23 protein-coding genes are annotated in these 25,721 nt (G+C 72.3%); 2 read left to right on the top strand and 21 right to left on the bottom strand.

The window, feature by feature from the left end:
• Positions 1 to 81: 81 nt before the first annotated feature.
• The 3 genes from rpe to fmt all read right to left on the bottom strand — a co-directional run bounded on the left by rpe (position 82) and on the right by fmt (position 3,445).
• Positions 82 to 768 (bottom strand): ribulose-phosphate 3-epimerase, encoded by a 687-nt coding sequence (rpe, locus tag ACZ56L_RS25935; RefSeq protein WP_345224992.1) that lies wholly within the window; start codon positions 766 to 768, stop codon positions 82 to 84.
• Between the two features lie 156 nt (positions 769 to 924).
• Positions 925 to 2,433 (bottom strand): RsmB/NOP family class I SAM-dependent RNA methyltransferase, encoded by a 1,509-nt coding sequence (locus ACZ56L_RS25930; protein ID WP_471066615.1) that lies wholly within the window; start codon positions 2,431 to 2,433, stop codon positions 925 to 927.
• Between the two features lie 70 nt (positions 2,434 to 2,503).
• The gene (gene fmt / locus ACZ56L_RS25925) at positions 2,504 to 3,445 is read right to left on the bottom strand and encodes a methionyl-tRNA formyltransferase (protein ID WP_468688049.1); all 942 of its coding nucleotides are present in this window, start codon (positions 3,443 to 3,445) and stop codon (positions 2,504 to 2,506) included.
• 330 nt (positions 3,446 to 3,775) lie between these two features.
• Here fmt and ACZ56L_RS25920 point away from each other — a divergent pair, with 330 nt between their 5' ends.
• The gene (locus tag ACZ56L_RS25920) at positions 3,776 to 4,414 is read left to right on the top strand and encodes a hypothetical protein (protein ID WP_471066612.1); all 639 of its coding nucleotides are present in this window, start codon (positions 3,776 to 3,778) and stop codon (positions 4,412 to 4,414) included.
• A 264-nt stretch (positions 4,415 to 4,678) separates the two neighbouring features.
• On the opposite strand, the gene ACZ56L_RS25915 is transcribed toward ACZ56L_RS25920, so the two are convergent.
• From ACZ56L_RS25915 to pyrR, 14 genes are all read right to left on the bottom strand, one after another.
• A complete protein-coding gene (locus ACZ56L_RS25915) occupies positions 4,679 to 6,766 on the bottom strand; it encodes a primosomal protein N' (RefSeq protein ID WP_471066710.1) in 2,088 nt (695 codons plus the stop codon).
• Between the two features lie 212 nt (positions 6,767 to 6,978).
• Entirely contained in the window at positions 6,979 to 8,187 is a 1,209-nt protein-coding gene (metK, locus tag ACZ56L_RS25910) for a methionine adenosyltransferase (protein WP_345224982.1), read from the bottom strand.
• Positions 8,188 to 8,427: 240 nt separating this feature from the next.
• The gene (gene coaBC / locus ACZ56L_RS25905; protein WP_345224980.1) at positions 8,428 to 9,654 is read right to left on the bottom strand and encodes a bifunctional phosphopantothenoylcysteine decarboxylase/phosphopantothenate--cysteine ligase CoaBC; all 1,227 of its coding nucleotides are present in this window, start codon (positions 9,652 to 9,654) and stop codon (positions 8,428 to 8,430) included.
• Positions 9,655 to 9,756: 102 nt separating this feature from the next.
• A complete protein-coding gene (gene rpoZ / locus ACZ56L_RS25900) occupies positions 9,757 to 10,029 on the bottom strand; it encodes a DNA-directed RNA polymerase subunit omega (protein WP_003970369.1) in 273 nt (90 codons plus the stop codon).
• Between the two features lie 82 nt (positions 10,030 to 10,111).
• Positions 10,112 to 10,705, bottom strand: a complete 594-nt coding sequence (gmk, locus tag ACZ56L_RS25895; protein WP_345224977.1) for a guanylate kinase — start codon at positions 10,703 to 10,705, stop codon at positions 10,112 to 10,114.
• Between the two features lie 96 nt (positions 10,706 to 10,801).
• Positions 10,802 to 11,125 carry an integration host factor gene (locus ACZ56L_RS25890; RefSeq protein WP_003970367.1) on the bottom strand — a complete coding sequence of 108 codons (324 nt, stop codon included), beginning with the start codon at positions 11,123 to 11,125 and terminating at the stop codon, positions 10,802 to 10,804.
• Between the two features lie 288 nt (positions 11,126 to 11,413).
• Entirely contained in the window at positions 11,414 to 12,253 is an 840-nt protein-coding gene (pyrF, locus tag ACZ56L_RS25885) for an orotidine-5'-phosphate decarboxylase (protein WP_471066609.1), read from the bottom strand.
• Positions 12,250 to 13,362 (bottom strand): quinone-dependent dihydroorotate dehydrogenase, encoded by a 1,113-nt coding sequence (locus ACZ56L_RS25880; RefSeq protein ID WP_468688057.1) that lies wholly within the window; start codon positions 13,360 to 13,362, stop codon positions 12,250 to 12,252. Before ACZ56L_RS25880 ends, pyrF begins: the two co-directional genes overlap by 4 nt.
• 81 nt (positions 13,363 to 13,443) lie before the next feature.
• On the bottom strand, positions 13,444 to 16,755 hold the full coding sequence (gene carB, locus ACZ56L_RS25875) for a carbamoyl-phosphate synthase large subunit (protein WP_345224970.1): 3,312 nt from the start codon (positions 16,753 to 16,755) through the stop codon (positions 13,444 to 13,446).
• Positions 16,748 to 17,884 carry a glutamine-hydrolyzing carbamoyl-phosphate synthase small subunit gene (carA, locus tag ACZ56L_RS25870; protein WP_401760698.1) on the bottom strand — a complete coding sequence of 379 codons (1,137 nt, stop codon included), beginning with the start codon at positions 17,882 to 17,884 and terminating at the stop codon, positions 16,748 to 16,750. The genes carB and carA overlap by 8 nt, the downstream gene beginning before the upstream one ends.
• Positions 17,881 to 18,444, bottom strand: a complete 564-nt coding sequence (locus tag ACZ56L_RS25865; RefSeq protein WP_345226657.1) for a PH-like domain-containing protein — start codon at positions 18,442 to 18,444, stop codon at positions 17,881 to 17,883. Before ACZ56L_RS25865 ends, carA begins: the two co-directional genes overlap by 4 nt.
• Before the next feature lie 14 nt (positions 18,445 to 18,458).
• Positions 18,459 to 19,745, bottom strand: coding sequence for a dihydroorotase (locus tag ACZ56L_RS25860; protein ID WP_345224966.1), 1,287 nt, complete (start codon positions 19,743 to 19,745; stop codon positions 18,459 to 18,461).
• A gap of 31 nt (positions 19,746 to 19,776) precedes the next feature.
• Positions 19,777 to 20,733: an aspartate carbamoyltransferase catalytic subunit gene (locus ACZ56L_RS25855; RefSeq protein ID WP_471066606.1), complete on the bottom strand. Its 957-nt coding sequence runs from the start codon at positions 20,731 to 20,733 to the stop codon at positions 19,777 to 19,779.
• A gap of 102 nt (positions 20,734 to 20,835) precedes the next feature.
• Complete coding sequence (gene pyrR / locus ACZ56L_RS25850) at positions 20,836 to 21,429, bottom strand: bifunctional pyr operon transcriptional regulator/uracil phosphoribosyltransferase PyrR (RefSeq protein WP_471066604.1); 594 nt, start codon at positions 21,427 to 21,429, stop codon at positions 20,836 to 20,838.
• Between the two features lie 239 nt (positions 21,430 to 21,668).
• Between pyrR and bldD the strand changes: the two genes are divergently transcribed.
• Positions 21,669 to 22,169, top strand: coding sequence for a transcriptional regulator BldD (gene bldD / locus ACZ56L_RS25845; RefSeq protein ID WP_185030598.1), 501 nt, complete (start codon positions 21,669 to 21,671; stop codon positions 22,167 to 22,169).
• A gap of 366 nt (positions 22,170 to 22,535) precedes the next feature.
• Here bldD and nusB read toward each other — a convergent pair whose 3' ends face one another.
• The 4 genes from nusB to ACZ56L_RS25825 form a co-directional block, all read right to left on the bottom strand.
• A complete protein-coding gene (gene nusB, locus ACZ56L_RS25840; RefSeq protein WP_189827350.1) occupies positions 22,536 to 22,970 on the bottom strand; it encodes a transcription antitermination factor NusB in 435 nt (144 codons plus the stop codon).
• A gap of 2 nt (positions 22,971 to 22,972) precedes the next feature.
• Positions 22,973 to 23,539 (bottom strand): elongation factor P, encoded by a 567-nt coding sequence (gene efp, locus ACZ56L_RS25835; protein WP_185030603.1) that lies wholly within the window; start codon positions 23,537 to 23,539, stop codon positions 22,973 to 22,975.
• A gap of 49 nt (positions 23,540 to 23,588) precedes the next feature.
• Complete coding sequence (locus ACZ56L_RS25830) at positions 23,589 to 24,704, bottom strand: M24 family metallopeptidase (protein ID WP_471066601.1); 1,116 nt, start codon at positions 24,702 to 24,704, stop codon at positions 23,589 to 23,591.
• A 79-nt stretch (positions 24,705 to 24,783) separates the two neighbouring features.
• Entirely contained in the window at positions 24,784 to 25,677 is an 894-nt protein-coding gene (locus tag ACZ56L_RS25825; RefSeq protein WP_471066599.1) for a Pro-rich N-terminal domain-containing protein, read from the bottom strand.
• Positions 25,678 to 25,721: the final 44 nt, after the last annotated feature.

Genomic DNA, 25,721 nt, shown 5'->3' with positions numbered 1-25,721 from the left:
CGACGGACCTTGATCAGCCCTGCGGGCCCACGTTCATTTTGCCGTCTTGTTACCGTGGCCGCCCCGATGCTGCGGCGACGTTCAGTGGGCGCAGGCCCAGGGAGCCTTCGCGGTGGCCTCCTCGGCCTGGTGGCGCAGCATGCGCACGGCGGCCGCCGGGTCGTCCGTGGTGTAGACGGCCGAACCCGCCACGAAGACGTCCGCGCCCGCCTCGGCGCAGCGCTCGATGGTGGAGGCGGAGACCCCGCCGTCCACCTGGAGCCAGAGCTGGAGGCCGTGCTTGGCGATGAGCTGCCGGGTGCGGCGGATCTTGGGCAGCATGATGTCCAGGAACGACTGCCCGCCGAAGCCCGGCTCAACCGTCATGATCAGCAGCATGTCGAGCTCGGGGAGCAGGTCCTCGTACGGCTCGACGGGCGTCGCGGGCTTGAGCGCCATGGAGGCGCGGGCGCCCTTGGCGCGGATCTCGCGGGCGGTGCGGACGGGGGCGGCGGCCGCCTCCGCGTGGAAGGTGACCGACCCCGCACCCGCCTCCACGTACTGCGGGGCCCACCGGTCCGGGTCCTCGATCATGAGGTGGCAGTCCAGCGGAATGTCCGTGGCCCTGCTGAGCGATTCCACGATCGGGACGCCGAGGGTGAGATTGGGGACGAAGTGGTTGTCCATGACGTCGACGTGGAGCCAGTCGGCGCCCTCGACGGCCCGGGCCTCCTCGGCGAGCCGGGCGAAGTCCGCGGACAGGATGCTGGGATTGATCTGCGCTGCCATGCCCCAAGACTGCCATGCCGTGCGGGACTTCACGGACGGGGCCGGTCCCCCGGCGCCCGCCCGCACGACGGCCCCCGCGGGACCGTCGGCGCCGCGTCCCCCCGGCCGCCCGCGAGGCGCGCCCGCCGCCCCGCCGCCGCCGAGGGGCGGCGTCCCCTACGCCACGCGCCGCAGCACCGCCAGGTACATCGCGTCCGTGCCGTGCACGTGCGGCCACAGCTGTACGTCGGGGCCGTCCCCCAGTGCGGAGACCCCCGGCATCAGCGGCCGCGCGTCCACCCACTCCACCTCGAACGGCTCGTTGCCCGCACCGCGTCCCCGGATCACGTCGTCCACGACGGTCCGCGTCTCCGCGAGATGCGGCGAGCACGTCGCGTACCCCACCACACCGCCGACGCGCACGGCCTTCAGCGCTTCCCGCAGCAGTCCCCGCTGCAACGGCGCGAACCCCTCCAGGTCCTCCGGCCGCCGCCGCCACCGCGCCTCGGGCCGCCGGCGCAGCGCACCGAGCCCCGAGCACGGCACGTCCACCAGGACGCGGTCGAAGGTCCCCGGCAGCCACGGCGGACGCGTTCCGTCCGCGGCGATGACCTGGTAGGGCCCGGGATTGCCCGCCAGCGCCTGCTCCACCAGCCGCGCCCGGTGCGGCTGCTTCTCGGAGGCCAGCAGCACCGCCCCGCGTCCGGTGGCCAGCGCCGCGAGCAGCGCCGCCTTGCCGCCGGGGCCCGCGCAGCCGTCCAGCCACCTTTCGTCCCGGCCCTCGACGGGGGCGTTCGCCAGGGCGGCGGCGACGAGCTGGCTGCCCTCGTCCTGGACGCCGGCCCGGCCGTCCCGTACGGCGTCCAGCGCACCCGGTTCGCCGCCCTCGGCCATCCGCACCGCGTACGGCGACCAGCGCCCCGGCAGCCCGGACTCCTCGCCCAGGACGTCCAGGAGCTCCTCGGTCGTGGACCGGCCGGGGCGGGCGACCAGCGTCACCTCGGGGCGTTCGTTGTCCGCTTCGAGGAGGTCCTCGATGCCCGCCCGGCCGCCGCCCAGCGCGTCCCACAGGGCGGAGACGATCCAGCGCGGGTGCGAGTGCACGACGGCGAGGTGCTGCTCGGCGTCCTCGTCGTACGGCGGGGCGACCTGCTCCACCCAGGTGTCCAGGTCCTGCCGGGAGATCTTGCGGAGCACCGCGTTGACGAACTTCGCGCGCCCCTCGCCGAGCACCAGTCGGGCCAGGTCCACGCTCGCCGAGACGGCCGCGTGGGTCGGGATGCGGGTGCCGAGGAGCTGGTGCGCGCCGAGCGCGAGCACGTCCAGGACCGGCGGGTCCACCTCGCGCAGCGGCCGGTCGATGCAGGCCGCGACGATCGCGTCGTACGTCCCCTGGCGGCGCAGCGTGCCGTAGACCAGCTCGGTGGCGAGCGCGGCGTCGCGGCCGTCGAAGCCCTCGTTCTTCTCGCGGGCCTTCTTCAGCAGCGGCGGCAGCACCAGGTTCGCGTACGCGTCCCGCTCGTCGACCGCGCGCAGCGCCTCGAAGGCGAGGAAGCGGACCGGGTCCTTCTCCGGCTTGCGGTGGGGCCTGTACGGCTGCTTGCCCTGCGGCTTACCGCCCGGCGGCTTGGTGCCCGGCCCGCCCTGCTTGCGGGGACGGTTCTGCTGGGACTTCTGGTCGCTCAAAAGGTGCTCCGCTTGAGTGAAGGGTGGTTCCCCCTCAGGTTACGTCGGTCTCTCTCGGCGGGCGGCCCGCTCAGGCGGACGCGGCCCTGGTCAGCAGCTCGCCGTCGGTGATGCGCACACCGCGCGCCCAGTCGGCGGCCCGCATCGGCTTCTTGCCCTGCGGCTGCACCCAGAGCAGCTCGACGGCGTGCGAACCGGTGCCGGCGTACACGTTGTTCTTGCCCGCGGACAGCTCGCCGGGGGCGAGGTCGGTGCGGTCGGCGACCAGGGCCGTCTGCACCAGCTTCAGGCGCTCGCCGCGGAAGACGGTCCACGCGCCGGGTGCGGGCGTGCAGCCGCGCACGATCCGGTCGACGCGCAGCGCCGGGGCCGCCCAGTCGACCTGCGCGTCCTCGACGGTGATCTTCGGAGCGAGCGTGATGCCGTCGGCGGGCTGCGCGACGGGCTTCAGCGAACCGTCCTCGATGCCGTCCATGGTCGCCACCAGCAGCCCCGCCCCGGCGAAGGCCAGCCGGGTCAGCAGGTCGCCACTGGTGTCGCTCGGCCGTACGTCCTCGGTGACCACCCCGTACACCGGCCCCGAGTCGAGGCCCTGCTCGATCTGGAAGGTGGACGCGCCGGTCACCTCGTCGCCCGCCATCACCGCGTGCTGCACGGGGGCCGCGCCGCGCCAGGCGGGCAGGAGGGAGAAGTGCAGGTTGACCCAGCCGTGGGCGGGGATCTCCAGCGCGGACTTGGGCAGCAGCGCGCCGTACGCGACGACCGGGCAGCAGTCCGGGCCGATCTCGCGCAGCCGCGCCTGGAACTCCTCGTCGCGCGGCTTCACCGGCTTGAGCACCTCGATGCCCGCCTCCTGCGCGCGCTCCGCGACCGGGCTCGCGACGAGACGCCGGCCGCGGCCGGCCGGGGCGTCGGGCCGGGTGACCACGGCGACGACCTCGTGCCGCGAGTCGATCAGGGCGTCCAGGGCGGGGACGGCGACCTCGGGGGTACCGGCGAAGACGAGCTTCATGGGTGGCGAGCCTCTCGTTCGGGCGAAGGAACGGCCCGACGGACCTGTGGACGCGGGCAGCGCACCAGTCTAGGGGCGCGGCCCCCGGACCGCTCCGGGGGGCGACCGCGGCGGCGGGGCGGGCGGACCCCCGACGCCCTCGAACGCTCCGGAGGCCGGGGGCGTACGCATGTCCGTGCGCCCCGCGCATATGCGGACGCGCCCCTGGAGCGTGACCACAACGCCGGGTGGCGCGTTGGTCAAAAGAGATTGACCGAAACGGGTCGCCAACCTGACGGCCCCGTCCTTCTTCGTCCTTCTTCACTCAACGCCGGTTCGAGAGGCTTTTTCATGGCCGACCACGCAACCCATGACGCCCAAGCGCGGGCCAGCCTGCACCTGTTGGTACGGGACATCGAGCGGGTCCGCCGGCAGGTGGACGCACTGCGTACCCTCACCGCCCAGTTGGGCAACGTCTACCGCCCGCGCCGATCGGGTCCCTCCACGGGCTTCGTCGTGTACGGGCGGGCCCCTGCCCCGACCGTCCGCCTCGCGCAGGAACTGCGGGACAGCGTCGAGACCCTGGTGACCGCCGCCGTGGACTTCGACCGCTCGCTCGGGTTCTCGTGGGACGCGGTGGGTTCGGCGCTCGGGGTCACCAAGCAGGCGGTGCACCGCCGGTACGGCGTACGCCGGGCGGCCGCACAGTCCGCCGCCGGGACCGGGGCTGCGGCCTCCGCCGCCCAGGATCCGAACAGCACGGATGCCGCGTCCTCCGGGGGCCCGGTCTCCCCCGCCCCCGCCGCCGCGGCGTCGAACGGGGCGGTCACGACCGCGCCGGCTCCGACGGTGACGCGGACGATGCCGGGCATGCTCCCGGCGGTGCCCGCGGCGCGGTCGATGCCGCCGCAGCCGTCAGCCTCCAGCCAGGCGCTCCGCGAGGATTCCCGTCCCCTGCCGCCGCCCTTCCTCAGCCCCCGCAACGGCTGACCCCCCTCCCCCGCAAGGCCCTCGCCGTCTTCCGGCGGGGGCCTCGGCACGCCGCCTCGGGGCGCTCGCCGGGTTCCGCGCGGGCCCGTGTGGTGGCTGGTGGCGCCGTTCCCGTGCCCCTGACGGCGTGCCCTGCGGGCAACCGCCCCCGGAGCGGGAGGCGGGGGCGGACCGGGGGCCGCCCCGGCCCCGCCGCTGCCCGCACGCCCGGAAGGCTTCCGGTCAGTCCCGTCACGGGCGGCCGGTTCCTGTACGTACGCACCCTCAGCCGATGTCCGGCGGGTCCACCCGGATCCGCACCCCCTCGCCCCCGCCTCCCCGCGCCAGCCGCGCCGCCTGCGCCACCTTCAACGCCGACGCCAACGCCGCCCCCCTCCCCTGCGGCACCCGCACCAGCGCCCTCTCCCACCGCTCCCCCACCGGCGGGTCCTGCGCCCGGCGCGGCCTCCCCGCCTCCGTCACCGGCAGCGGGATCGGCCCCAACACCTCTGCCTCGGCGGGCAGTTCCGCGACCCGCAGGAACTCCTCCACGTCCTCCGCCCGCCCGCTGACCGCCGCCATCCGCGACACCGGCGGGAAGCCCAGCTCGGCCCGCTCGGCCAGTTCTCGCTGCGCGTTCCCCACGGGGTCCCAGCGCACCAGTGCCTGCACCGGCCGCAGCGTCGGTTCGGCGACGACGACCACGACCCCGCCCGCCTCCTGGCCCCGTACCAGCGAGGCCGCCGCGATCCACCGCCGCAGCGCGTCCTCCCCGGCGCGCAGGTCGGGCCGGCCGAGCATGGCCCAGCCGTCGAGCAGCAGCGCCGCCGCGTACCCGCCCTCGGCGACCGGCTCGGCCCCCGGCGTGCTCACGACCAGCGCCGGAGCCCCCGGCACCACGTCCAGCACGTGGTCGCGCCCCGACGTCCGCACCGGCACCGCCGGAAACGCCCGCCCCAGCTCCTCCGCGGTCCTGCGCGCCCCCACGATCTGCGCCCGCAGCCGGTGGAACCCGCACTCCGCGCACCGCCATCCGCTCTCGGTCCGCCCGCACCACCCGCACCGCAGGTCCTGCGCGTCGGGGGCCTCCAGCGGGCCCGCGCAGTTCCCGCACCGGGCGGGCGTCCGGCACCGCTCGCACGCCAGCCTCGGGACGTACCCGCGCCGGGGTACCTGCACCAGGACGGGACCGGTCTTCAGCCCCTCCCGCACGGTCTGCCAGGCGAGGCTCGGCAGCCGTGCCGCCCGCGCCGCCTCGTCCCGCGCCAGCTCCTGGTCGCCCACGGTCCGTACGAGCGGGGCGGACCTGCGCACCTGCTCCCGCGCGGCGGCCAGCGGCCGCGCCCATCCGCTCGCCACCAACTGCGCGGCCTCCACCGTGCAACTCGTGCCGCCCAGCAGGAAGGCGCACTTGTCGAGGGTCGCCCGCAGCTCCAGCACTTCCCGGGCGTGCGGCAACGGGGCGTGCGGTTCACTCAGGCTGGAGTCCCCGTCGTCCCACACCACGACCAGCCCCAGGTCCCTGACCGGCGCGAACATCGCCGACCTGGTCCCGACCACCGCCCGCACGGCCCCCCGCCGCACGGCGAGCCACTCCCGGTACCGCTTCTCAGGCCCGGCGTCCGCGGTGAGCACCGCGTGCCGCCCCGCCCCCAGCACGTCGGCGAGCGCGGCGTCCACCCGCTCCACGCTCCGCCCGTCGGGCACGACCACCACGGCGCCCCGCCCCGAGGCGAGCGTCGCAGCGACCGCCCGGGCGATCTCCTCGGCCCAGAGCGGCCCCGGCAACGCCGTCCACACGGCCCGCGGCGCACCGCCCCCGGCCAGCGCCTCCAGAAAGGCCGGCCCCTGCTCGTACCGCGCCCAGCTCCCCGCGTCGGGAGCCCCGGGCGCGGGCAGCGGCGGCGGGAAGTCCTTCTTCTCCGCCCGCGCGTTCCTGGGCGGAATGGCCAGTTGCAACACGTCCGCCAGGCTTCCCGCGTACCGGTCGGCGACCGCCCGCGCCAGCCCCAGCAGCTCCGCGCTGAGCACCGGTTCCGGCGACACCACCTGGGCCAGCGCCGCCAGCGGCCCCTGGTAGTCGGACTCGGCGACCCGTTCGACGACGAACCCGTCGATCAGCCCGCCGCCCTCCCGGCGCCCGTCCCGCACCCGGTGCGCGCCGGCCCCGAACCGCACCCGCACCCGCACCCCCGGCTGGGCGGCGGCGTCCAGCTCCTCGGTCACGGCGTAGTCGAAGTACCGGTCGAGGTGCAGCACGCCCTTGTTCACCATGACGCGCGCGACGGGCAGCTCCTCGGCCAGCGGCGCCCCCCGCCACGTCCGCGGCTTCGCCTTCGGCACCTGCTTCTCGTGCCGGAGGAACTCCCGCATCAGCGCCAGCTGCTCGGGCGGCCCCTCCACCGCGTCCTGCCCCTGCTCGTCGTTGCTGCTCACAGCCCCATACCTACCAGAAGGGACTGACAGCCCGGCCGCTGTGCCGCTCACGCCCCGCGCCGCAGGCACCCGACAACACGACGGCCCCACACCGCGTCCGGGCGGTGTGGGGCCGTCGCGCGGGCGATGCCCGTGCGCGTCGTGAGGTCCTACAGGCCGGCGGCCTGCTTCAGGGCCTCCACGCGGTCGGTGCGCTCCCACGTGAAGTCGGGCAGCTCGCGGCCGAAGTGGCCGTACGCGGCCGTCTGCGCGTAGATCGGGCGCAGCAGGTCGAGGTCGCGGATGATCGCGGCCGGGCGGAGGTCGAAGACCTCGGCGATGGCGTGCTCGATCTTGTCGGTGTCGATGGTGGCGGTGCCGAAGGTCTCGACGAAGAGACCGACCGGCTCGGCCTTGCCGATCGCGTACGCGACCTGGACCTCGCAGCGCGAGGCGAGACCGGCGGCCACGACGTTCTTGGCGACCCAGCGCATCGCGTACGCGGCCGAGCGGTCGACCTTGGACGGGTCCTTGCCGGAGAAGGCGCCGCCGCCGTGGCGGGCCATGCCGCCGTACGTGTCGATGATGATCTTGCGGCCGGTGAGGCCCGCGTCGCCCATCGGGCCGCCGATCTCGAAGCGGCCGGTCGGGTTCACCAGCAGGCGGTAGCCCTCGGTGTCCAGCTTGATGCCGTCCTCGACGAGCTGCTTGAGGACGTGCTCGACGACGAACTCGCGGATGTCGGGCGCGAGCAGGGAGTCCAGGTCGATGTCGGACGCGTGCTGCGAGGAGACGACGACCGTGTCGAGACGGACGGCCTTGTCGCCGTCGTACTCGATGGTGACCTGGGTCTTGCCGTCGGGGCGCAGGTAGGGGATCGTCCCGTTCTTGCGGACCTCGGACAGGCGGCGCGACAGACGGTGCGCGAGGTGGATCGGGAGCGGCATCAGCTCCGGGGTCTCGTCGCACGCGTAGCCGAACATCAGGCCCTGGTCGCCCGCGCCCTGCTTGTCGAGCTCGTCCTCATCGCCCTCGACGCGCTTCTCGTACGCCGTGTCGACGCCCTGCGCGATGTCCGGGGACTGCGCGCCGATGGACACCGAGACGCCGCAGGAGGCGCCGTCGAAGCCCTTCTTGGACGAGTCGTAGCCGATGTCGAGGATCTTCTCGCGCACGAGCTGGGCGATCGGCGCGTACGCCTTCGTGGTGACCTCGCCCGCGACGTGCACGAGGCCCGTCGTGATCAGGGTCTCCACGGCGACCCGGGAGGTCGGGTCCTCCCGCAGGAGCGCGTCGAGAATCGTGTCGCTGATCTGGTCAGCGATCTTGTCGGGGTGGCCCTCGGTCACGGACTCCGAGGTGAAGAGACGACGGGACACAACGCTCCCTGGGGTTGCAGCGGCTGCTGGCTGATCATTGGCGGACCTGCCGGGAGCTGCGCCCGGCGTCGGTCCGCGACCACTTTATCGGTCGCTCCCGCCCAGCGGACCACGTGTCTCACCGAATCACGGTTGTGTGATTCGAGGCACTGCGTCGCGCGGCACGGAAGAAGGACGGGACGAGGGAGGGAAAAAGGCGATTCGAACGCTTTGTCCACTCCCGAAGGGGTGCGCGAGGCGTCAGGCGCGTCCGGTTTCCAGCCGGGGAACGACCAAATCCCACACGACATCCGCCAGGGCTTCCTTCGGACCGTACGGGACCGGGGTCTGCGCCCCGTCCGCCGCGAGCACCACGGCCTCGTTCTCCTCGGAGCCGAAGGTCTTGTGCTCCCCCACCTCGTTGACGACGAGCAGGTCGCAGCCCTTGCGCAGCAGCTTCTTGCGCCCGTTGGCGAGTACGTCGTCGGTCTCGGCGGCGAAGCCGACCACCACCTGGCCGGGCCGCGGCCGGGCCCCGGTGGTGCCGCCCGCGACCTCGGCGAGGATGTCCGGGTTGCGGACGAGGGCGAGCGGCGCGGGCTCCTGGCCGTCCTGCTTCTTGATCTTGCCGGTGGCGTACGTCTCGGGGCGGAAGTCCGCCACGGCCGCGGCCATCACCACCGCGTCCGCGTCGGCGGCGGCCTTCAGGACCGCCTCGCGCAGTTGCACGGCGGTGCCCACGCGCACCACGTCGGCGCCCGCCGGGTCGGGCAGGCCGGTGTTGGCCTCGATGAGCGTGACCCGCGCGCCGCGTGCCAGGGCGGTGCGCGCGAGCGCGTACCCCTGCTTGCCGGAGGAACGGTTCCCCAGGTAGCGGACCGGGTCCAGCGGCTCGCGCGTGCCGCCCGCGCTGATCACGACGTGACGGCCGGCGAGGTCGGGCTCCCCGGCGCCCCTGGCCAGGACGCGGCGGCAGGTCTCGAAGATCTCCACCGGGTCGGGGAAGCGGCCCTTGCCGGTGTCGACGCCGGTCAGGCGGCCGACGGCGGGCTCCAGGACGACCGCGCCCCGGCGGCGCAGCGTGGCGACGTTCTCCTGGGTGGCGGGGTGCTCCCACATCTCCGTGTGCATGGCCGGGGCGAAGAGCACCGGACAGCGGGCGGTGAGCAGGGTGTTGGTCAGGAGGTCGTCGGCGAGGCCGTGCGCGGCCTTGGCGAGCATGTCCGCGGTGGCGGGGGCGACGACGACGAGGTCGGCGTGCTGGCCGATGCGCACGTGCGGGACCTCGTGGACGGAGTCCCAGACCTCGGTGGAGACCGGGTTCCCGGACAGGGCCGACCAGGTGGCGGCCCCCACGAAGTGCAGCGAGGCCTCCGTCGGCACGACCCGTACGTCGTGCCCGGACTCGGTCAGCCGGCGCAGCAGCTCGCACGCCTTGTAGGCGGCGATGCCACCGCTGACCCCCAGGACGACCCTCGGCTTCTCCACCACTACCGCTCCCCGCTCTGTTCGAATGCGTACAGGACCATCACACACCACAGGCCCGACGGGAGTCCCGTCGGGCCTGTGGCGAAGGTGCTCTGGTTGTGCCTACTGGGCCGGGCCCTCGATGGCCTCGGAGGTCAGCAGACCCGCGTTGATCTCACGCAGGGCGATCGAGAGGGGCTTCTCGTGGACGTGGGTGTCCACCAGCGGACCGACGTACTCCAGCAGGCCTTCGCCGAGCTGGGAGTAGTACGCGTTGATCTGGCGCGCGCGCTTGGCCGCGTAGATCACGAGGCTGTACTTGGAGTCCGTGGCCTCAAGCAGCTCATCGATCGGCGGGTTGATGATGCCCTCGGGCGTGGTGATGGAAGAGGACACGCTCTACCTTCCGAAAACTTCCGGGATACCCGGCTTCCCGGAGGACCGGTCTTCTGGGGCGCCCGAAAAAAGTGGACAAAGATCAAACAACTTCCATCAAGGCTAGCAGCTCACGTGCTACGTCCTCGACGGAGGTGTTGACAAGGGTGGTGTCGAACTCGGACTCGGCGGCCAGTTCGACCCTGGCTGCGGCCAGCCGACGCTCGATGACCTCGGCCGACTCGGTGCCGCGCCCGGTGAGGCGGCGGACCAGCTCGTCCCAGTTCGGCGGGGCGAGGAAGACCAGCAGGGAGTCCGACATCGACTCCTTGACCTGGCGGGCGCCCTCCAGCTCGATCTCCAGGAGGACGGGCTCGCCGGCCTCCAGCCGCTCGACGACCGCGTCGCGCGGGGTGCCGTAGCGGTTGCCCGCGAACTCGGCCCACTCCAGCAGCTCGCCGTTGGCGATCAGCTTGTCCATCTCCTCGTCGGTGACGAAGAAGTAGTGCACGCCGTGCTTCTCACCGGGCCGCGGCTTGCGGGTGGTGGCGGACACGGAGAGCCAGACCTCGGGGTGGACCTTGCGCATGTGCGACACGACCGTGCTCTTGCCGACCCCGGAGGGGCCGGAGAGCACGGTCAGCCGCGGACGTGCGTCCGGGGGTACGGGGGACGTCCCCCGGGATGTTGCAGCCATGGAGCGATTATTCCAGCTTCCCGGGCGTGCCCGGACCGCGAGTCAATCGCCGCGCGCGTGGACGGGGAGCACGGCCCGGTCGTCCCGGAGGGACGATCAGGCCGGGCTGCCGCCGAACTCGCGCTCCAGGGATGCGATCTGGTTGGAGCCGAGACCGCGCACCCGGCGGCTCTCGGAGATGCCGAGCCGCTCCATGATCTGCTTGGCGCGGACCTTGCCCACGCCGGGCAGGGACTCCAGGAGGGCGGAGACCTTCATCTTCCCGATGACGTCGTTCTCCTGGCCCTGCTTGATGACCTCGTGGAGGGAAGCGCCGGAGTGCTTGAGTCGATTCTTGACCTCGGCCCGCTCCCGGCGAGCCGCGGCGGCCTTTTCGAGCGCGGCTGCGCGCTGTTCAGGGGTAAGGGGCGGAAGAGCCACGCCTACGTCACCTCGGATGTCGAACTGTCGGATACGGACCGGGCGCAGAGCTAGTAACCCCGCACACGGTGACCAAACACACGGTGGAGCTGTGCGTTTGCTCTCGTCGGAGACTAGCGGGGTTGGCCGCTCCCGTCAGTGAGAACGGACTAAAAGTCCTGGTCAGCCTCGGACGACCAGGACATTTGCCCCATATCGGCCGGGTTTTTGATAAGGATCGCGTCAACATTGCTCCCCGGCTCCCCCGCACGCCTCCCGGGCTCACGGGCTCCGGGACCCCCGCAGCCCTCAGGCTGCGGAGACCGCCTCGCGCACCTCGTCCGCGAAGCGCGCCGCGGAATCGCGCAGTCCGGTCCGGTCCGGGCCGTGCCGCAGGACGCCCCGGCTCACGCTCGGCACGACGTTGCCCACGGCCGCGCCGAAGACGCCCGGAAGGTCGGCCGGGGTCGCGCCCTGCGCGCCGATGCCGGGAGCGAGCAGCGGTCCGTTGATCGCGAGGTCCGCGCCCGCGTAGCCCAGGGTCGCGCCGACGACCGCGCCGACGGAGCCCATCGGGTCCGCGCCGGCGTTCTCGGCGGCCATGTGGTCCAGCATGAGCTGCGCCAGCGAGCGCCCGTCGGCGGCGGTGGCGCGCTGCACCTCGGCGCCCTCGGGGTTGGAGGTGAGGGCGAGCACGAAGACACCGGCTCCGTGGGCGGCGGCGAGGTCCAGCGCGGGGCGCAGTGAGCCGAAGCCGAGGTACGGGGAGACGGTCACCGCGTCGGAGAACAGCGGGGAGGCCGGGTCCAGGTAGGTGGCGGCGTACGCGCCCATGGTGGAGCCGATGTCGCCGCGCTTGGCGTCCATCAGGACCAGGGCCCCGGCGGCCCGGGACTCCTCCACGGCCTTCTCCAGGACGGCGATGCCGCGCGAGCCGAAGCGCTCGAAGAAGGCGGACTGCGGCTTGAGGACGGCGACCCGGTCGGCCAGCGCCTCCACGACGGTGCGGGTGAAGGTCTCCAGGCCCTTGATGTCGTCGCCCAGGCCCCAGGCGCTCAGGAGCGAGGCGTGCGGGTCGATGCCGACGCAGAGGGGGCCGCGGGTGTCCATGGCGGCGCGCAGGCGCGTACCGAAGGGGGTCACGGTCATGCGGCGGCCTTCTTACGGGTGTCGGCGCCGACGGCCTCGGCGAGGGTCTGGTACGGGCTGTTGGCCAGGCGCGCCGCCAGGCCCTTGTGGATGGCGCGGGCGTAGCAGGGGCCCTCGTAGATGAAGGCGCTGTAGCCCTGGACGAGGGTCGCGCCCGCGAGGATGCGCTGCCAGGCGTCCTCGGCGTTCTCGATGCCGCCCACCCCGATGAGGGTGAGGTCGTCGCCCACGCGGGCGTACAGGCGGCGCAGGACCTCCAGGGAGCGCGCCTTGACGGGCGCGCCGGAGAGGCCGCCGGTCTCGTTGCGGAGCTCCGGGGAGGACTTCAGGCCGAGGGTCTCGCGGGCGATGGTGGTGTTGGTGGCGATGATGCCGTCCAGCCCCAGCTCCAGGGCCAGGTCGGCGACCGCGTCGACGTCCTCGTCCGCGAGGTCGGGGGCGATCTTGACCAGGAGCGGAACGCGCCGGCCCGTGACCGTGCGGTCGGCCGCCTCCCGTACGGCGGTCAGCAGCGGGCGCAGGGACTCGGTGGCCTGGAGGTTGCGCAGGCCGGGGGTGTTCGGGGAGGACACGTTCACGACGAGGTAGTCGGCGTGGGCGGCGAGGCGCTCGGTGGACGTGACGTAGTCGGCGACCGCCTCCTCCTCCGGGACGACCTTGGTCTTGCCGATGTTGACGCCGACGGTCGTCCTGAAGACCGGGTTGCGGGCCGCCAGGCGGGCGGCGACGGCCTCGGAGCCCTCGTTGTTGAAGCCCATGCGGTTGATCAGCGCGCGGTCCGCGATCAGGCGGAAGAGGCGCTTCTTGGGGTTGCCGGGCTGCGGCTGGGCGGTGACGGTGCCGATCTCGATGTGGTCGAAGCCGAGCATCGCCATGCCGTCGACGGCGACGGCGTTCTTGTCGAAGCCGGCGGCGAGACCGAACGGGCCGTGCATGCGCAGGCCCAGGGCCTCGGTGCGCAGCGAGGTGTACCGGGGCGCGAGGGCGGCGGCGACGAACGTGCGCAGGACGGGGACGCGGGCGGCCAGGCGGATCCAGCGGAAGGCCAGGTGATGGGCCTGCTCGGGGTCCATCCGCTTGAAGACGAGGCGGAAGAAGAACTTGTACATGGGTGCCTTCGCAGAGGTCTGGGTGAGGGGGCTCGCGAAGAGGGGGACACCGGATGCTTCCGGTGTCCCCCTCGGCGGCCGCTAGTCCTCGCGGGCCGCGGTCAGCTGTTCCGCGTGTTCCTGGAGGGAGCGGACCCCCACGTCGCCGCGGTTGAGGGCGTCGATGCCCTGCACGGCGGCGGCGAGCGCCTGCACCGTGGTGAGGCAGGGCACGGAGCGGGAGACCGCCGCGGTGCGGATCTCGTAGCCGTCGAGGCGGCCGCCGGTGCCGTACGGGGTGTTGATGATGAGGTCGACCTCACCGTCGTGGATGAGCTGGACGATGGTCTTCTCGCCGTTGGGGCCCTCGCCCTCGGACTGCTTGCGCACGACAGTGGCGTTGATGCCGTTGCGCTTGAGCACCTCCGCCGTGCCCGAGGTGGCGAGCAGCTCGAAGCCGTGGGCGACCAGCTCGCGGGCCGGGAAGATCATCGAGCGCTTGTCGCGGTTGGCGACCGAGATGAAGGTGCGGCCCTTGGTGGGCAGCGGGCCGTACGCGCCGGCCTGCGACTTGGCGTACGCCGTGCCGAAGACCGAGTCGATGCCCATGACCTCGCCAGTGGAGCGCATCTCCGGGCCGAGCACCGTGTCGACGCCGCGTCCGTGCATGTCGCGGAAGCGGCTCCACGGCATCACGGCCTCCTTGACGGAGATCGGCGCGTCCTGCGGCAGCGTGCCGCCGTCGCCGGTCTTCGGCAGCATGCCCTCGGCGCGCAGTTCGGCGACGGTGGCGCCCAGCGAGATGCGGGCGGCGGCCTTGGCCAGCGGCACCGCGGTCGCCTTCGAGGTGAAGGGGACGGTGCGCGAGGCGCGCGGGTTGGCTTCGAGGACGTACAGGATGTCCCCGGCCATGGCGAACTGGATGTTGATCAGTCCGCGCACGCCGACGCCCTTGGCGATGGCCTCGGTGGAGGCGCGCAGGCGCTTGATGTCGTGGCCGCCGAGGGTGATCGGGGGCAGCGCGCACGCCGAGTCGCCGGAGTGGATGCCGGCTTCCTCGATGTGCTCCATGACGCCGCCGAGGTAGAGCTCGGTGCCGTCGTAGAGGGCGTCCACGTCGATCTCGATCGCGTCGTCGAGGAAGCGGTCGACCAGGACCGGCCGGGTGGGGCTGATCTCGGTGGATTCGGCGATGTACGAGGAGAGGCGCGTCTCGTCGTAGACGATCTCCATGCCGCGGCCGCCGAGCACGTACGAGGGGCGGACGAGGACGGGGTAGCCGATCTCGTCGGCGATGGCCTTGGCCTCGGCGAAGGTGGTGGCGGTGCCGTGCTTGGGCGCGGGCAGGCCGGCCTCGGCGAGCACCCGGCCGAACGCGCCGCGGTCCTCGGCGGCGTGGATGGCCTCCGGGGAGGTGCCGACGACGGGCACGCCGTTGTCCTTGAGCGCCTGGGCGAGACCGAGCGGGGTCTGGCCGCCGAGCTGGACGATCACACCGGCGATGGGGCCGGCCAGCGACTCGGCGTGGACGATCTCCAGCACGTCCTCGAGCGTGAGCGGCTCGAAGTACAGGCGGTCGGAGGTGTCGTAATCGGTGGAGACGGTCTCCGGGTTGCAGTTGACCATCACGGTCTCGTAGCCCGCGTCGCTGAGCGCGAAGGAGGCGTGGACGCAGGAGTAGTCGAACTCGATGCCCTGGCCGATGCGGTTCGGGCCCGAGCCCAGGATGATCACGGCGGGCTTCTCGCGGGGGGCGACCTCGGACTCCTCGTCGTACGAGGAGTAGAAGTACGGGGTCTTCGCGGCGAACTCGGCGGCGCAGGTGTCGACCGTCTTGTAGACCGGGCGGACCCCCAGCGCGTGCCGGACCTCGCGGACGACGTCCTCGCGCAGGCCGCGGATCCCGGCGATCTGCACGTCGGAGAAGCCGTGGCGCTTGGCCTCGGCGAGCAGCTCGGGGTCGAGCTTGTCGGCGGCGGCCAGCTCGTCCGCGTACTCCTTGATCAGGAAGAGCTGGTCGACGAACCACGGGTCGATCTTCGTGGCGTCGAAGACCTCCTGCTGGGTGGCGCCGGCCCGGATGGCCTGCATGACGGTGTTGATGCGGCCGTCGGTGGGGACCTTGGCGGTCTCCAGCAGCTCGGCCTTGTCGCCGGGCTCGCCGGTGAAGGTGAACTGGCTGCCCTTCTTCTCCAGCGAGCGCAGCGCCTTGTTCAGGGCCTCGGTGAAGTTGCGGCCGATGGCCATGGCCTCGCCGACCGACTTCATGGTGGTGGTGAGGGTGGCGTCGGCGGCCGGGAACTTCTCGAAGGCGAAGCGCGGAACCTTGACGACGACGTAGTCGAGGGTCGGCTCGAAGGAGGCCGGGGTCTTCTCGGTGATGTCGTTGGGGATCTCGTCCAGCGTGTAGCCGACGGCGAGGCGGGCGGCGATCTTGGCGATCGGGAAGCCGGTCGCCTTCGAGGCCAGGGCCGAGGAGCGCGAGACGCGCGGGTTCATCTCGATGACGATGATGCGGCCGTCCTCGGGGTTGACCGCGAACTGGATGTTGCAGCCGCCGGTGTCGACGCCGACCTCGCGGATGATCGCGATGCCGATGTCACGCAGCCGCTGGTACTCGCGGTCGGTGAGCGTCATCGCCGGGGCGACGGTGATCGAGTCGCCGGTGTGGACGCCCATCGGGTCGAAGTTCTCGATGGAGCAGACGACCACGACGTTGTCGTTCTTGTCGCGCATCAGCTCCAGCTCGTACTCCTTCCAGCCGAGGATGGACTCCTCCAGGAGCACCTCGGTGGTCGGGGAGAGCGTGAGGCCCTGGCCGGCGATGCGGCGCAGCTCCTCCTCGTCGTGCGCGAAGCCGGAGCCGGCGCCGCCCATGGTGAAGGAGGGGCGCACGACCACCGGGTAGCCGCCGAGGGTGTCGACGCCCTGGAGGACGTCGTCCATCGAGTGGCAGATGACCGAGCGGGCGGACTCGCCGTGGCCGATCTTCTTGCGGACCTCTTCGACGACTCCCTTGAAGAGGTCGCGGTCCTCGCCCTTGTTGATGGCCTCGACGTTGGCGCCGATCAGCTCCACGCCGTACTTCTCCAGGACGCCCTGCTCGTGCATGGAGATGGCGGTGTTGAGCGCGGTCTGACCGCCCAGGGTGGGCAGGAGGGCGTCGGGGCGCTCCTTGGCGATGATCTTCTCGACGTACTCCGGGGTGATCGGCTCGACGTACGTGGCGTCGGCGATCTCCGGGTCGGTCATGATCGTCGCGGGGTTCGAGTTGACCAGGACGACCCGCAGGCCCTCGGCCTTGAGGATGCGGCAGGCCTGGGTGCCGGAGTAGTCGAACTCCGCGGCCTGGCCGATGACGATCGGGCCGGAGCCGATGACCAGGACGGACTGGATATCGGTGCGCTTAGGCACGCTGGCCCTCCATGAGCGAGATGAAGCGGTCGAACAGGTAAGCGGCGTCGTGCGGACCGGCCGCCGCTTCGGGGTGGTACTGGACGCTGAACGCGGGCTGGTCGAGGAGCTGGAGGCCCTCCACCACCTGGTCGTTCAGGCAGACGTGGGAGACCTCGGCGCGGCCGAAGGGCGTGTCCGAGACCTTGTCGAGGGGCGCGTCGACGGCGAAGCCGTGGTTGTGCGCGGTGACCTCGACCTTGCCGGTGGTGCGGTCCTGCACCGGCTGGTTGATGCCGCGGTGGCCGTACTTCAGCTTGTACGTGCCGAAGCCGAGCGCGCGGCCGAGGATCTGGTTGCCGAAGCAGATGCCGAACAGGGGGGTCTTCCTGGCGAGGACCTCCTTGATCACCGTCAGGTCCACGGTCGCCGGGTCGCCGGGGCCGTTGGAGAGGAAGACGCCGTCGGGGTGCACGGCGTACAGCTCCTCGGCGCTCGCCGTGGCGGGCATGACGTGGACCTCGATGCCGCGCTCGGCCATCAGCGCCGGGGTCATGCCCTTGATGCCGAGGTCGATGGCGGCGACGGTGAACTTCTTCTCACCGACCGCGGGGACGACGTACGTCTCCTTGGTGGCGACCTCGGCGGAGAGGTCGGCGCCCTTCATCTGGGGGGCTTCCTTGACGCGGGCCAGCAGCGCGGCGTCGTCCGCGAGCGAGGAACCGGAGAAGATGCCGACGCGCATCGCGCCGCGCTCGCGCAGGTGGCGGGTGAGGGCGCGGGTGTCGATCCCGGAGATCCCGACGACACCCTGCTCGGCCAGCTCGTCGTCCAGGGAGCGCCGCGAGCGCCAGTTGGACGGAACGCGGGCGGGGTCGCGCACGACGTATCCGGCGACCCAGATCTTCGCCGACTCGTCGTCCTCGTCGTTGTAGCCGGTGTTGCCCACGTGCGGGGCGGTCATCACGACGACCTGGCGGTGGTACGAGGGGTCGGTGAGGGTCTCCTGGTAACCGGTCATGCCGGTGTTGAACACCGCCTCGCCGAAGGTCTCCCCCACGGCCCCGTAGGCGCGGCCGCGGAAGCTGCGGCCGTCCTCCAGGACGAGTACGGCGGGAGCCTGTCCGGCTCCCCGGGTGGAGATCGTCATCGTGCGGTGCCTTCCGTAGTACGTACGTTGTTCATGGAGTTGATGGCCTCGACCCAGGCCGCGTGCTCGGCGGCCCTGTCGGAGCGGAAGCCGGAGTCGAGCTGCTTTCCCCCGTGCTCCCAGGTGACGACCAGCAGGCCGCCCTCCGCGAGGACCTTGCCCGCGATGCCCTTGTCGAGGCGGGCCTCGACGAGCCGCTCGCGCGGGACGAAGAAGTCGTCCGCGCCGGGGCGTACGACGTCCAGCCCCTGCTCGGTCAGGGTCAGCTCGACCCGGCTGCGCGTGCCCAGACCGTGGGCGACGATCCGGTCGAGCCACTGCCCGGCGGTGGTGGAGCCGTGGTAGCGGCCGCTCATCCTCAGCTTCGCCGCACCGGGCTCCGCCGGCGATTCGGGGAGCTCGGGCAGGTCCGACTGGAGGGTGGCGCGCCACTTCCAGCCCTGGCGCATCAGCCAGTAGACGAGGGCGACGAAGAGGGCGAGTCCGACGACCCAGCCGATGCGGCCGGCCCAGTTCGTCACCTCCGCCGACTTCGGCTCGGCTGCCAGGCCTGCCGCCATTACCAGGTGAGATGTCACGTGAGTTTCCCGTCCACGACCGTTGCCCGGCCCCGCAGGAAGGTGTGGGTGACGCGTCCCGGCAGCTCACGGCCCTCGTAGGGGGTGTTGCGGCTGCGGGAGGCGAAGCCCGCGGGGTCCACCTGTCCACGGTAAGCGGCGTCCACGAGGGTGAGGTTCGCGGGCTCCCCCGCGGCGACGGGCCGGCCGTGGCCCGCCAGGCGGCCGATGGCGGCGGGCTTGGCGGACATGCGCTCGGCGACGCCGGCCCAGTCGAGCAGCCCGGTCTCCACCATCGTCTGCTGCACGACCGACAGCGCGGTCTCCAGGCCGACCATGCCCATGGCGGCGGCGGCCCACTCGCAGTCCTTGTCCTCGTGCGGGTGCGGGGCGTGGTCGGTGGCGACGATGTCGATCGTGCCGTCCGCGAGCGCCGTGCGGAGCGCCATCACGTCCTTCTCCGTACGGAGCGGCGGGTTCACCTTGTAGACGGGGTCGTACGAGCGGACCAGCTCGTCGGTGAGGAGCAGGTGGTGCGGGGTGACCTCGGCGGTGACGTCGATGCCGCGCGACTTGGCCCACCGTACGATCTCCACCGAGCCGGCGGTCGACAGGTGGCAGATGTGCACGCGGGAGCCGACGTGCTCGGCGAGCAGCACGTCCCGGGCGATGATCGACTCCTCGGCAACGGCGGGCCAGCCGCCGAGGCCGAGCTCCGCCGAGACGACGCCCTCGTTCATCTGGGCGCCCTCGGTGAGGCGGGGCTCCTGGGCGTGCTGGGCGACGACGCCGCCGAAGGCCTTCACGTACTCCAGCGCACGGCGCATGATCACCGCGTCGTCGACGCACTTGCCGTCGTCGGAGAAGACCTTCACCCCGGCGGCCGAGTCGTGCATGGCGCCCAGCTCGGCGAGCTTCCTGCCCTCCAGGCCGACGGTGACGGCGCCGATGGGCTGCACGTCGCAGTAGCCGGACTCCTTGCCGAGCCGGTAGACCTGCTCGACCACGCCGGCGGTGTCGGCGACCGGGAAGGTGTTGGCCATGGCGAAGACGGCGGTGTAGCCGCCGGAGGCGGCGGCCCGGGTGCCGGTCAGCACGGTCTCGGAGTCCTCGCGGCCGGGCTCGCGCAGATGGGTGTGCAGGTCGACCAGGCCCGGCAGCAGGATCCTGCCGTCGGCCTCGACGACCTCCGCGCCCTCCGCCGACAGACCGGTGCCGACCTCGGCGATGGTCTCGCCGTCGATCAGGACGTCCTGGACCTCGCCGCCCAGCACCTTCGCACCACGGATCAGGGTCTTGCTCATGATTTCTCGGTTCTCCTCGGTACGAAGGGTGTCACTGGGCGGCGGACTCGTTGCCGCCGAGAAGCAGATAGAGGACGGCCATCCGCACGGAGACGCCGTTGGCGACCTGTTCGACGACCGTGCAGCGGTCGGAGTCGGCGACCTCGGCGGTGATCTCCATGCCGCGGACCATGGGCCCGGGGTGCATGACGATGGCGTGCTCGGGCATCTTGGCCATCCGCTCGCCGTCCAGCCCGTACCGCCGCGAGTACTCGCGCTCGGTCGGGAAGAAGGCGGCGTTCATGCGCTCGCGCTGGACGCGGAGCATCATCACCGCGTCGGACTTCGCGAGGACGCTGTCGATGTCGTACGAGACCCGGGCGGGCCAGTTCTCCACGCCGATCGGCAGCAGGGTGGGCGGGGCGACGAGGGTGACCTCGGCGCCGAGGGTGTGCAGCAGGTCCACGTTGGAGCGGGCGACCCGGCTGTGCAGCACATCGCCGACCAGTGTGATCCGCTTGCCCTCCAGGTCCCGTCCCAGGCCCGCGTCGCGGCCCACCAGCCGCCGCCGCATGGTGAAGGCGTCGAGCAGGGCCTGCGTGGGGTGCTGGTGGGTGCCGTCACCGGCGTTGATGACGGTCGCGTCGATCCAGTCGGAGGTGGCGAGCCGGTACGGGGCCCCGCTCGCGCCGTGCCGGATGACGACGGCGTCGACGCCCATGGCCTCCAGGGTCTGCGCGGTGTCCTTGAGGGACTCCCCCTTGGAGACCGAGGACCCCTTGGCGGTGAAGTTGATGACGTCCGCCGACAGCCGCTTCTCGGCGGCCTCGAAGGAGATCCGGGTCCGCGTCGAGTCCTCGAAGAAGAGGTTGACGACGGTCCGCCCGCGCAGCGTGGGCAGCTTCTTGATCGGCCGGTCGGCGACCCGGGCCATCTCCTCGGCGGTGTCGAGGATCAGGACGGCGTCGTCGCGGGTGAGGTCGGCGGCCGAGATGAGGTGACGCATCATCGGGGGTTCTCTCCAGGTGTACGGAGGAGGTGGGCAGCAGGCAGGACGGCAGGCAGCAGCGTCCCTGCGACCCGGATCGCGGGCCGCGGGCGGCGGCAGGGGCTACTTGCTGTCGGCCGGGGCGGTCTGCTGGAGGCCGAGCAGCACGGTGTCGCGACCGTCCTCCTCGGCGAGCTGGACCTTGACCGTCTCCCGCAGGGACGTGGGGAGGTTCTTGCCGACGTAGTCGGCGCGGATCGGCAGTTCGCGGTGGCCGCGGTCGACCAGGACCGCGAGCTGGACCGCGCGCGGGCGGCCGAGGTCGCCCAGGGCGTCGAGGGCGGCGCGGATGGTGCGGCCGGAGAAGAGGACGTCGTCCACGAGGACCACCAGGCGGCCGTCGAGGCCGTCGCCGGGGATCTCCGTGCGGGCCAGGGCGCGCGCGGGGCGCATGCGCAGGTCGTCGCGGTACATCGTGATGTCGAGGGAGCCGACCGGCATGGGGCGGCCGGTGATCTCTTCGAGCTTGGCGGCGAGCCGGCGGGCGAGGAAGACACCGCGGGTCGGAATGCCGAGCAGGACCACGTCGTCGGCGCCCTTGGCGCGTTCGACGATCTCGTGGGCGATACGGGTCAGCACGCGGGCGATGTCGGGGCCTTCGAGAACGGGCCGTGCCGCATCGCCTTCGCCGGAAGTACCGGTGTTATTGGTGTCCATGGGAAACGGACCTCCTTCTCCGCCTCACGGGACGGTTCTTAAAGGACGTCGAGATGTGCGTGGTCCACGGTACCAGGGGGTCCGGAATGCCTCCTCCCCGGGGGCCGACCCCCTCGGACCCCTTCTCCCACAGGGCTCCCACCCGTTCGGCTTGACGCGGACAAGTAACGCTGCGTAACCTCACAGTGAGTTACCAGCCACGCGGCGGAGCCGCAATGTTCCAGCGTCCGGGGAGCTTTATGTCCAGCGAATACGCCAAGCAGCTCGGGGCCAAGCTCCGCGCGATCCGCACCCAGCAGGGCCTTTCCCTCCACGGTGTCGAGGAGAAGTCCCAGGGCCGTTGGAAGGCGGTCGTGGTGGGTTCGTACGAGCGCGGCGACCGTGCCGTGACCGTGCAGCGCCTCGCCGAGCTGGCGGACTTCTACGGGGTCCCCGTCCAGGAGCTCCTGCCCGGCACGACGCCCGGCGGAGCGGCCGAGCCCCCGCCGAAGCTCCGTCTCGACCTGGAGCGTCTCGCGCACGTTCCGGCGGAGAAGGCCGGCCCGCTCCAGCGGTACGCCGCCACGATCCAGTCGCAGCGCGGCGACTACAACGGCAAGGTGCTGTCGATCCGTCAGGACGACCTGCGCACCCTGGCCGTGATCTACGACCAGTCGCCCTCGGTCCTGACCGAACAGCTCATCAGCTGGGGCGTCCTGGACGCGGACGCGCGGCGCGCCGTCGGCCACGAAGAGGTCTGATCCCGGGCCCCGTCGAGCCGGGAGCCGCAAGAGAAGAAACGTACCGCCGGGGGCGGTGGGAGCCATGGGCCTCCCACCGCCCCCGGCGGTTTTCGTGCGCGCGGGGCCGCCGGGCGGCGGGAATGGCTGCCCGGCGGGCATGCCGTCAGGGGGGCGGGGGCCGGGCCGATGTGCGGCTCCGCCGCGCGGGCGCGACGAGCCACCACGCACCTGCACGGGACCGGGCCCCACGACGCTCCCACGCGAGGCTCCCGCGCGCCTGTGGCGGAAACCCCGCCCGGGGGTCCCGACGCGACGAAGGGCCTGCGGTACGGGTGATCCCGTACCGCAGGCCCTTCGTCGGCAGAGAACCCCGCGCGGCGAGCGTCAGCTCTCCTCGCGGCGCAGCTTCGGCTTCAAATCCTTGAAGCGGCCGAGCAGGCCGTTCACGAACGACGGGGACTCGTCGGTGGAGAACTCCTTGGCGAGCTGAACCGCCTCGTCGATCACCACCGCGTCCGGGGTCCCGTCCACCCACACCAGCTCGTACGTGCCGAGCCGGACGATGTTGCGGTCCACGACCGGCATGCGGTCGAGGTCCCAGCCCTCGGCATAGGTCTCGATGAGCTCGTCGATGCGGGGCGCGTACTGGGCGTACCCCTCGACGAGTTCCATCGTGTATTCGGTCACCGGCGGCTGTCGCTCGTCGCTCCGCGAGTGCCGGACCCAGTCCGCGAGGACATTCTGCACGGACGTGCCGCGCTGATCGGCCTCGAAGAGGATCTGGAACGCGCGCTTGCGGGCGTTGTTGCGAGCGGCCACGGTTAGCTGTTCACCCGGCCGAGGTAGTCGCCCGTGCGGGTGTCGACCTTGATCTTCTCGCCGGTCGTGATGAACAGCGGGACGCCGATCTCGTAACCGGTCTCCAGGGTGGCGGGCTTGGTGCCACCGGTGGAGCGGTCGCCCTGCACACCGGGGTCGGTGTGCTGGATGGTCAGCTCGACGGCGGCCGGGAGCTCGACGTAGAGCACCTCGCCCTCGTGCTGCGCGACCGAGGCGGTGAAGCCCTCGATGAGGAAGTTGGCGGTGTTGCCGACGGCCTTGCGGTCGACCATGAGCTGGTCGTAGGTGTCCATGTCCATGAAGACGAAGTAGTCGCCGTCCATGTACGAGAACTGCATGTCGCGGCGGTCGATGGTGGCCGTCTCGACCTTGGTGCCGGCGTTGAACGTCTTGTCGACGACCTTGCCGGACATCACGCTCTTGAGCTTGGTGCGCACGAAGGCCGGGCCCTTGCCGGGCTTGACGTGCTGGAACTCGACGACGGACCAGAGCTGGCCTCCGTCGAGCTTGAGCACCATGCCGTTCTTGAGGTCGTTCGTGGAAGCCACGGTTGCGGAATCTCCTGGACTGGTGGAACGACCGTCGGAACGCCCGCGGCTAGAGCGCGAGGAGTTCCTTGGTCGTAATGGTGAGTAGCTCGGGTCCGCCGTCCGCCTCGGGGCGCACGACGAGAGTGTCATCGATCCGGACTCCGCCCCGGCCAGGGAGGTGAACCCCCGGTTCGACGGTGACCGGCACACAAGCGTCCAGTTTACCCATGGCCGACGGTGCCAACTGCGGGTCCTCCACGATTTCGAGCCCCACACCGTGTCCGGTGGCCGCCGGAAGCACGTCGCCGTACCCCGCCGCCTCCAGCGGCTGCCGGGCCGCGCGGTCCACTTCGCGGTACTCTGCACCGGGCGCGAGGGCCTCCCGGCCCGCCCGCTGGGCGGCGAAGACCAGGTCGTACAGGTCGACCTGCCAGTCCGCCGGGGCGGTCCCGATCACGAAGGTGCGGCCGATCTCGCACCGGTACCCACGGAAGTTCGCCCCCAGGCACACCGACAGGAAATCGCCCTCCTCGACCCGGCGGTCGGTCGGCCGGTGCCCGCCGCGGCCCGCGTGCGGGCCGGACCCGACGGAGGTGGCGAAGGCCGGTGAGTCGGCCCCGTGATCGACGAGCCGCCGCTCCAGCTCCAGGGCGAGATGCCGTTCGGTCCGCCCGACGAGGATGGACTCCAGCAGTTCCCCCAGGGCCTGGTCGGCGATCTCGGCGGCCGTCCGCAGGCAGGCGAGCTCCTCCTGGTCCTTCACGACCCGCTGCTGCTCGACGGCGGACCCCAGCTCCGTGAGCCGTACCCGCGGGGCGACCGAGCCGAGCGCCCGGTACCTGGCCACCGTCAGGTGGTGCTCCTCCACGGCCAGCGTCCCGGCCCCGGCCGCCGCCGCGAACCCGGCCGCGGCGACCGCGGCGTCCGCGCCGGGCACGGGCAGCACGCTGACCCTGAGCGCCTCGTCGGGCCGCCCTTCCACCAGGGTCCCTTCCGACGTGCGGGGACACAGCAGCACGTCGCTCCCCGGGTCCCCCGGTCCGATGAGCAGCACGGCCCCGGGCGGGGCGCTCCCGGCGAGGTAGCGGACGTTGGCGGGCCGGGAGACGAGCGCCGCCTCGCTGCCCGCGGCGGCCGCACGGTCGCGCAGCCGCCCACGGCGAATTCCATGGGCATCGGACATGCCCTCAACGTAGGTACGCCCGCCCCGCCCCGCCGTCTGAGCGCGTCCGACCGAGGAGCGCCCTCCGGGGGTGACCCACCTACCAGGTCGGCGGACTCGCGACCGCCCGCGCCAGCGTCTCGTCCAGCAGCCGCGCCGTCGTCGGCACGTCGAACCGTGAGTTGTCGATGATGGGCAGCCCCGACCCGTACCACCCGGCCATCCGCCCGTGGATCCGCGCGACTTCCTCGTCGCTCAGCCGCCGGTTGCCGCTCCGCTTGGCGTTGCGCTCCAGGACGACCTCCAGCCCGGGCAGCAGCACCACCGGCAGCAGTCCCGGCCCCACGTGCCGCTTCCAGCCGCCGAGTCCCACCACCGGCCAGTCGGGGAAGACGGCGTCGTCCACGATGCAGGAGATGTTGTTGGCCAGGAAGTTGCGCGCCGCGAACCCGCAGGTCCGCCGGGCCAGCCGGTACTGCGCCTCGGAGTGGTCGTTCCACCCCGACTGCGGGTCGGCGAAGCCGGAGCACACCCATTCCCGTACGTCGTCCAGGCTGATGTGCGCCGTCGGCACCCGGCGGCTCTGCGCCCAGTACTTGGCCACGGTGGTCTTGCCCGCTCCCGCGGGGCCTATCAGCAGCACGGCGAGCGTGGTATGGCCCGTGCCGGCGTGCCCGGGCGCCCCCGGCGGCTGCGGCAGCGGCACGGGGCCGCCCGGCGGCAACTGGATGTGCCCGGTGGTGTCCCGCGCCCCGGACGGCACGGGGGCGTTCTGCGGGCCGGGCCCGGGGCCCTGCTGTGGCGCGCCGGGGCCGTGGCCGTGTCCCGCGCCGTGCGCCGTGGCCCCGGGCGGGGGCCCCTGCGGCGGGGTGTGCGGCGGCAATGGCGGGCCCTGGGGAGCCGGCGGGCCGACGGGCGGGTGCGGGGCCGCGCCCGCCCAGCTCTGGCCAGAACCGTGCGGCGGTGGCAGCGGCGCCCCCACTACGTGCTGCATCCGGTGCCACTCCATCTCGTACAGGCGACTGTTGCCGGGCTGAT

This window comes from Streptomyces sp. NPDC039736 (genome assembly GCF_055596485.1).
This window is presented reverse-complemented; position numbering and strand designations above follow the sequence as displayed.

What these genes read in the sequence shown, in the direction of transcription:
- ACZ56L_RS25830 (WP_471066601.1), bottom strand. Translation starts at nt 24,704, where the DNA reads ATGTCCGATGCCCATGGAATTCGCCGTGGGCGGCTGCGCGACCGTGCG.
- pyrR (WP_471066604.1), bottom strand. Translation starts at nt 21,429, where the DNA reads ATGGACACCAATAACACCGGTACTTCCGGCGAAGGCGATGCGGCACGG.
- ACZ56L_RS25860 (WP_345224966.1), bottom strand. Translation starts at nt 19,745, where the DNA reads ATGAGCAAGACCCTGATCCGTGGTGCGAAGGTGCTGGGCGGCGAGGTC.
- ACZ56L_RS25920 (WP_471066612.1), top strand. Translation starts at nt 3,776, where the DNA reads ATGGCCGACCACGCAACCCATGACGCCCAAGCGCGGGCCAGCCTGCAC.
- pyrF (WP_471066609.1), bottom strand. Translation starts at nt 12,253, where the DNA reads ATGACCGTGACCCCCTTCGGTACGCGCCTGCGCGCCGCCATGGACACC.
- ACZ56L_RS25880 (WP_468688057.1), bottom strand. Translation starts at nt 13,362, where the DNA reads ATGTACAAGTTCTTCTTCCGCCTCGTCTTCAAGCGGATGGACCCCGAG.
- ACZ56L_RS25865 (WP_345226657.1), bottom strand. Translation starts at nt 18,444, where the DNA reads ATGGCGGCAGGCCTGGCAGCCGAGCCGAAGTCGGCGGAGGTGACGAAC.
- ACZ56L_RS25855 (WP_471066606.1), bottom strand. Translation starts at nt 20,733, where the DNA reads ATGATGCGTCACCTCATCTCGGCCGCCGACCTCACCCGCGACGACGCC.
- gmk (WP_345224977.1), bottom strand. Translation starts at nt 10,705, where the DNA reads ATGGCTGCAACATCCCGGGGGACGTCCCCCGTACCCCCGGACGCACGT.
- bldD (WP_185030598.1), top strand. Translation starts at nt 21,669, where the DNA reads ATGTCCAGCGAATACGCCAAGCAGCTCGGGGCCAAGCTCCGCGCGATC.
- ACZ56L_RS25915 (WP_471066710.1), bottom strand. Translation starts at nt 6,766, where the DNA reads ATGCGGGAGTTCCTCCGGCACGAGAAGCAGGTGCCGAAGGCGAAGCCG.
- ACZ56L_RS25825 (WP_471066599.1), bottom strand. Translation starts at nt 25,677, where the DNA reads ATGCAGCACGTAGTGGGGGCGCCGCTGCCACCGCCGCACGGTTCTGGC.
- carA (WP_401760698.1), bottom strand. Translation starts at nt 17,884, where the DNA reads ATGACGATCTCCACCCGGGGAGCCGGACAGGCTCCCGCCGTACTCGTC.
- fmt (WP_468688049.1), bottom strand. Translation starts at nt 3,445, where the DNA reads ATGAAGCTCGTCTTCGCCGGTACCCCCGAGGTCGCCGTCCCCGCCCTG.
- rpe (WP_345224992.1), bottom strand. Translation starts at nt 768, where the DNA reads ATGGCAGCGCAGATCAATCCCAGCATCCTGTCCGCGGACTTCGCCCGG.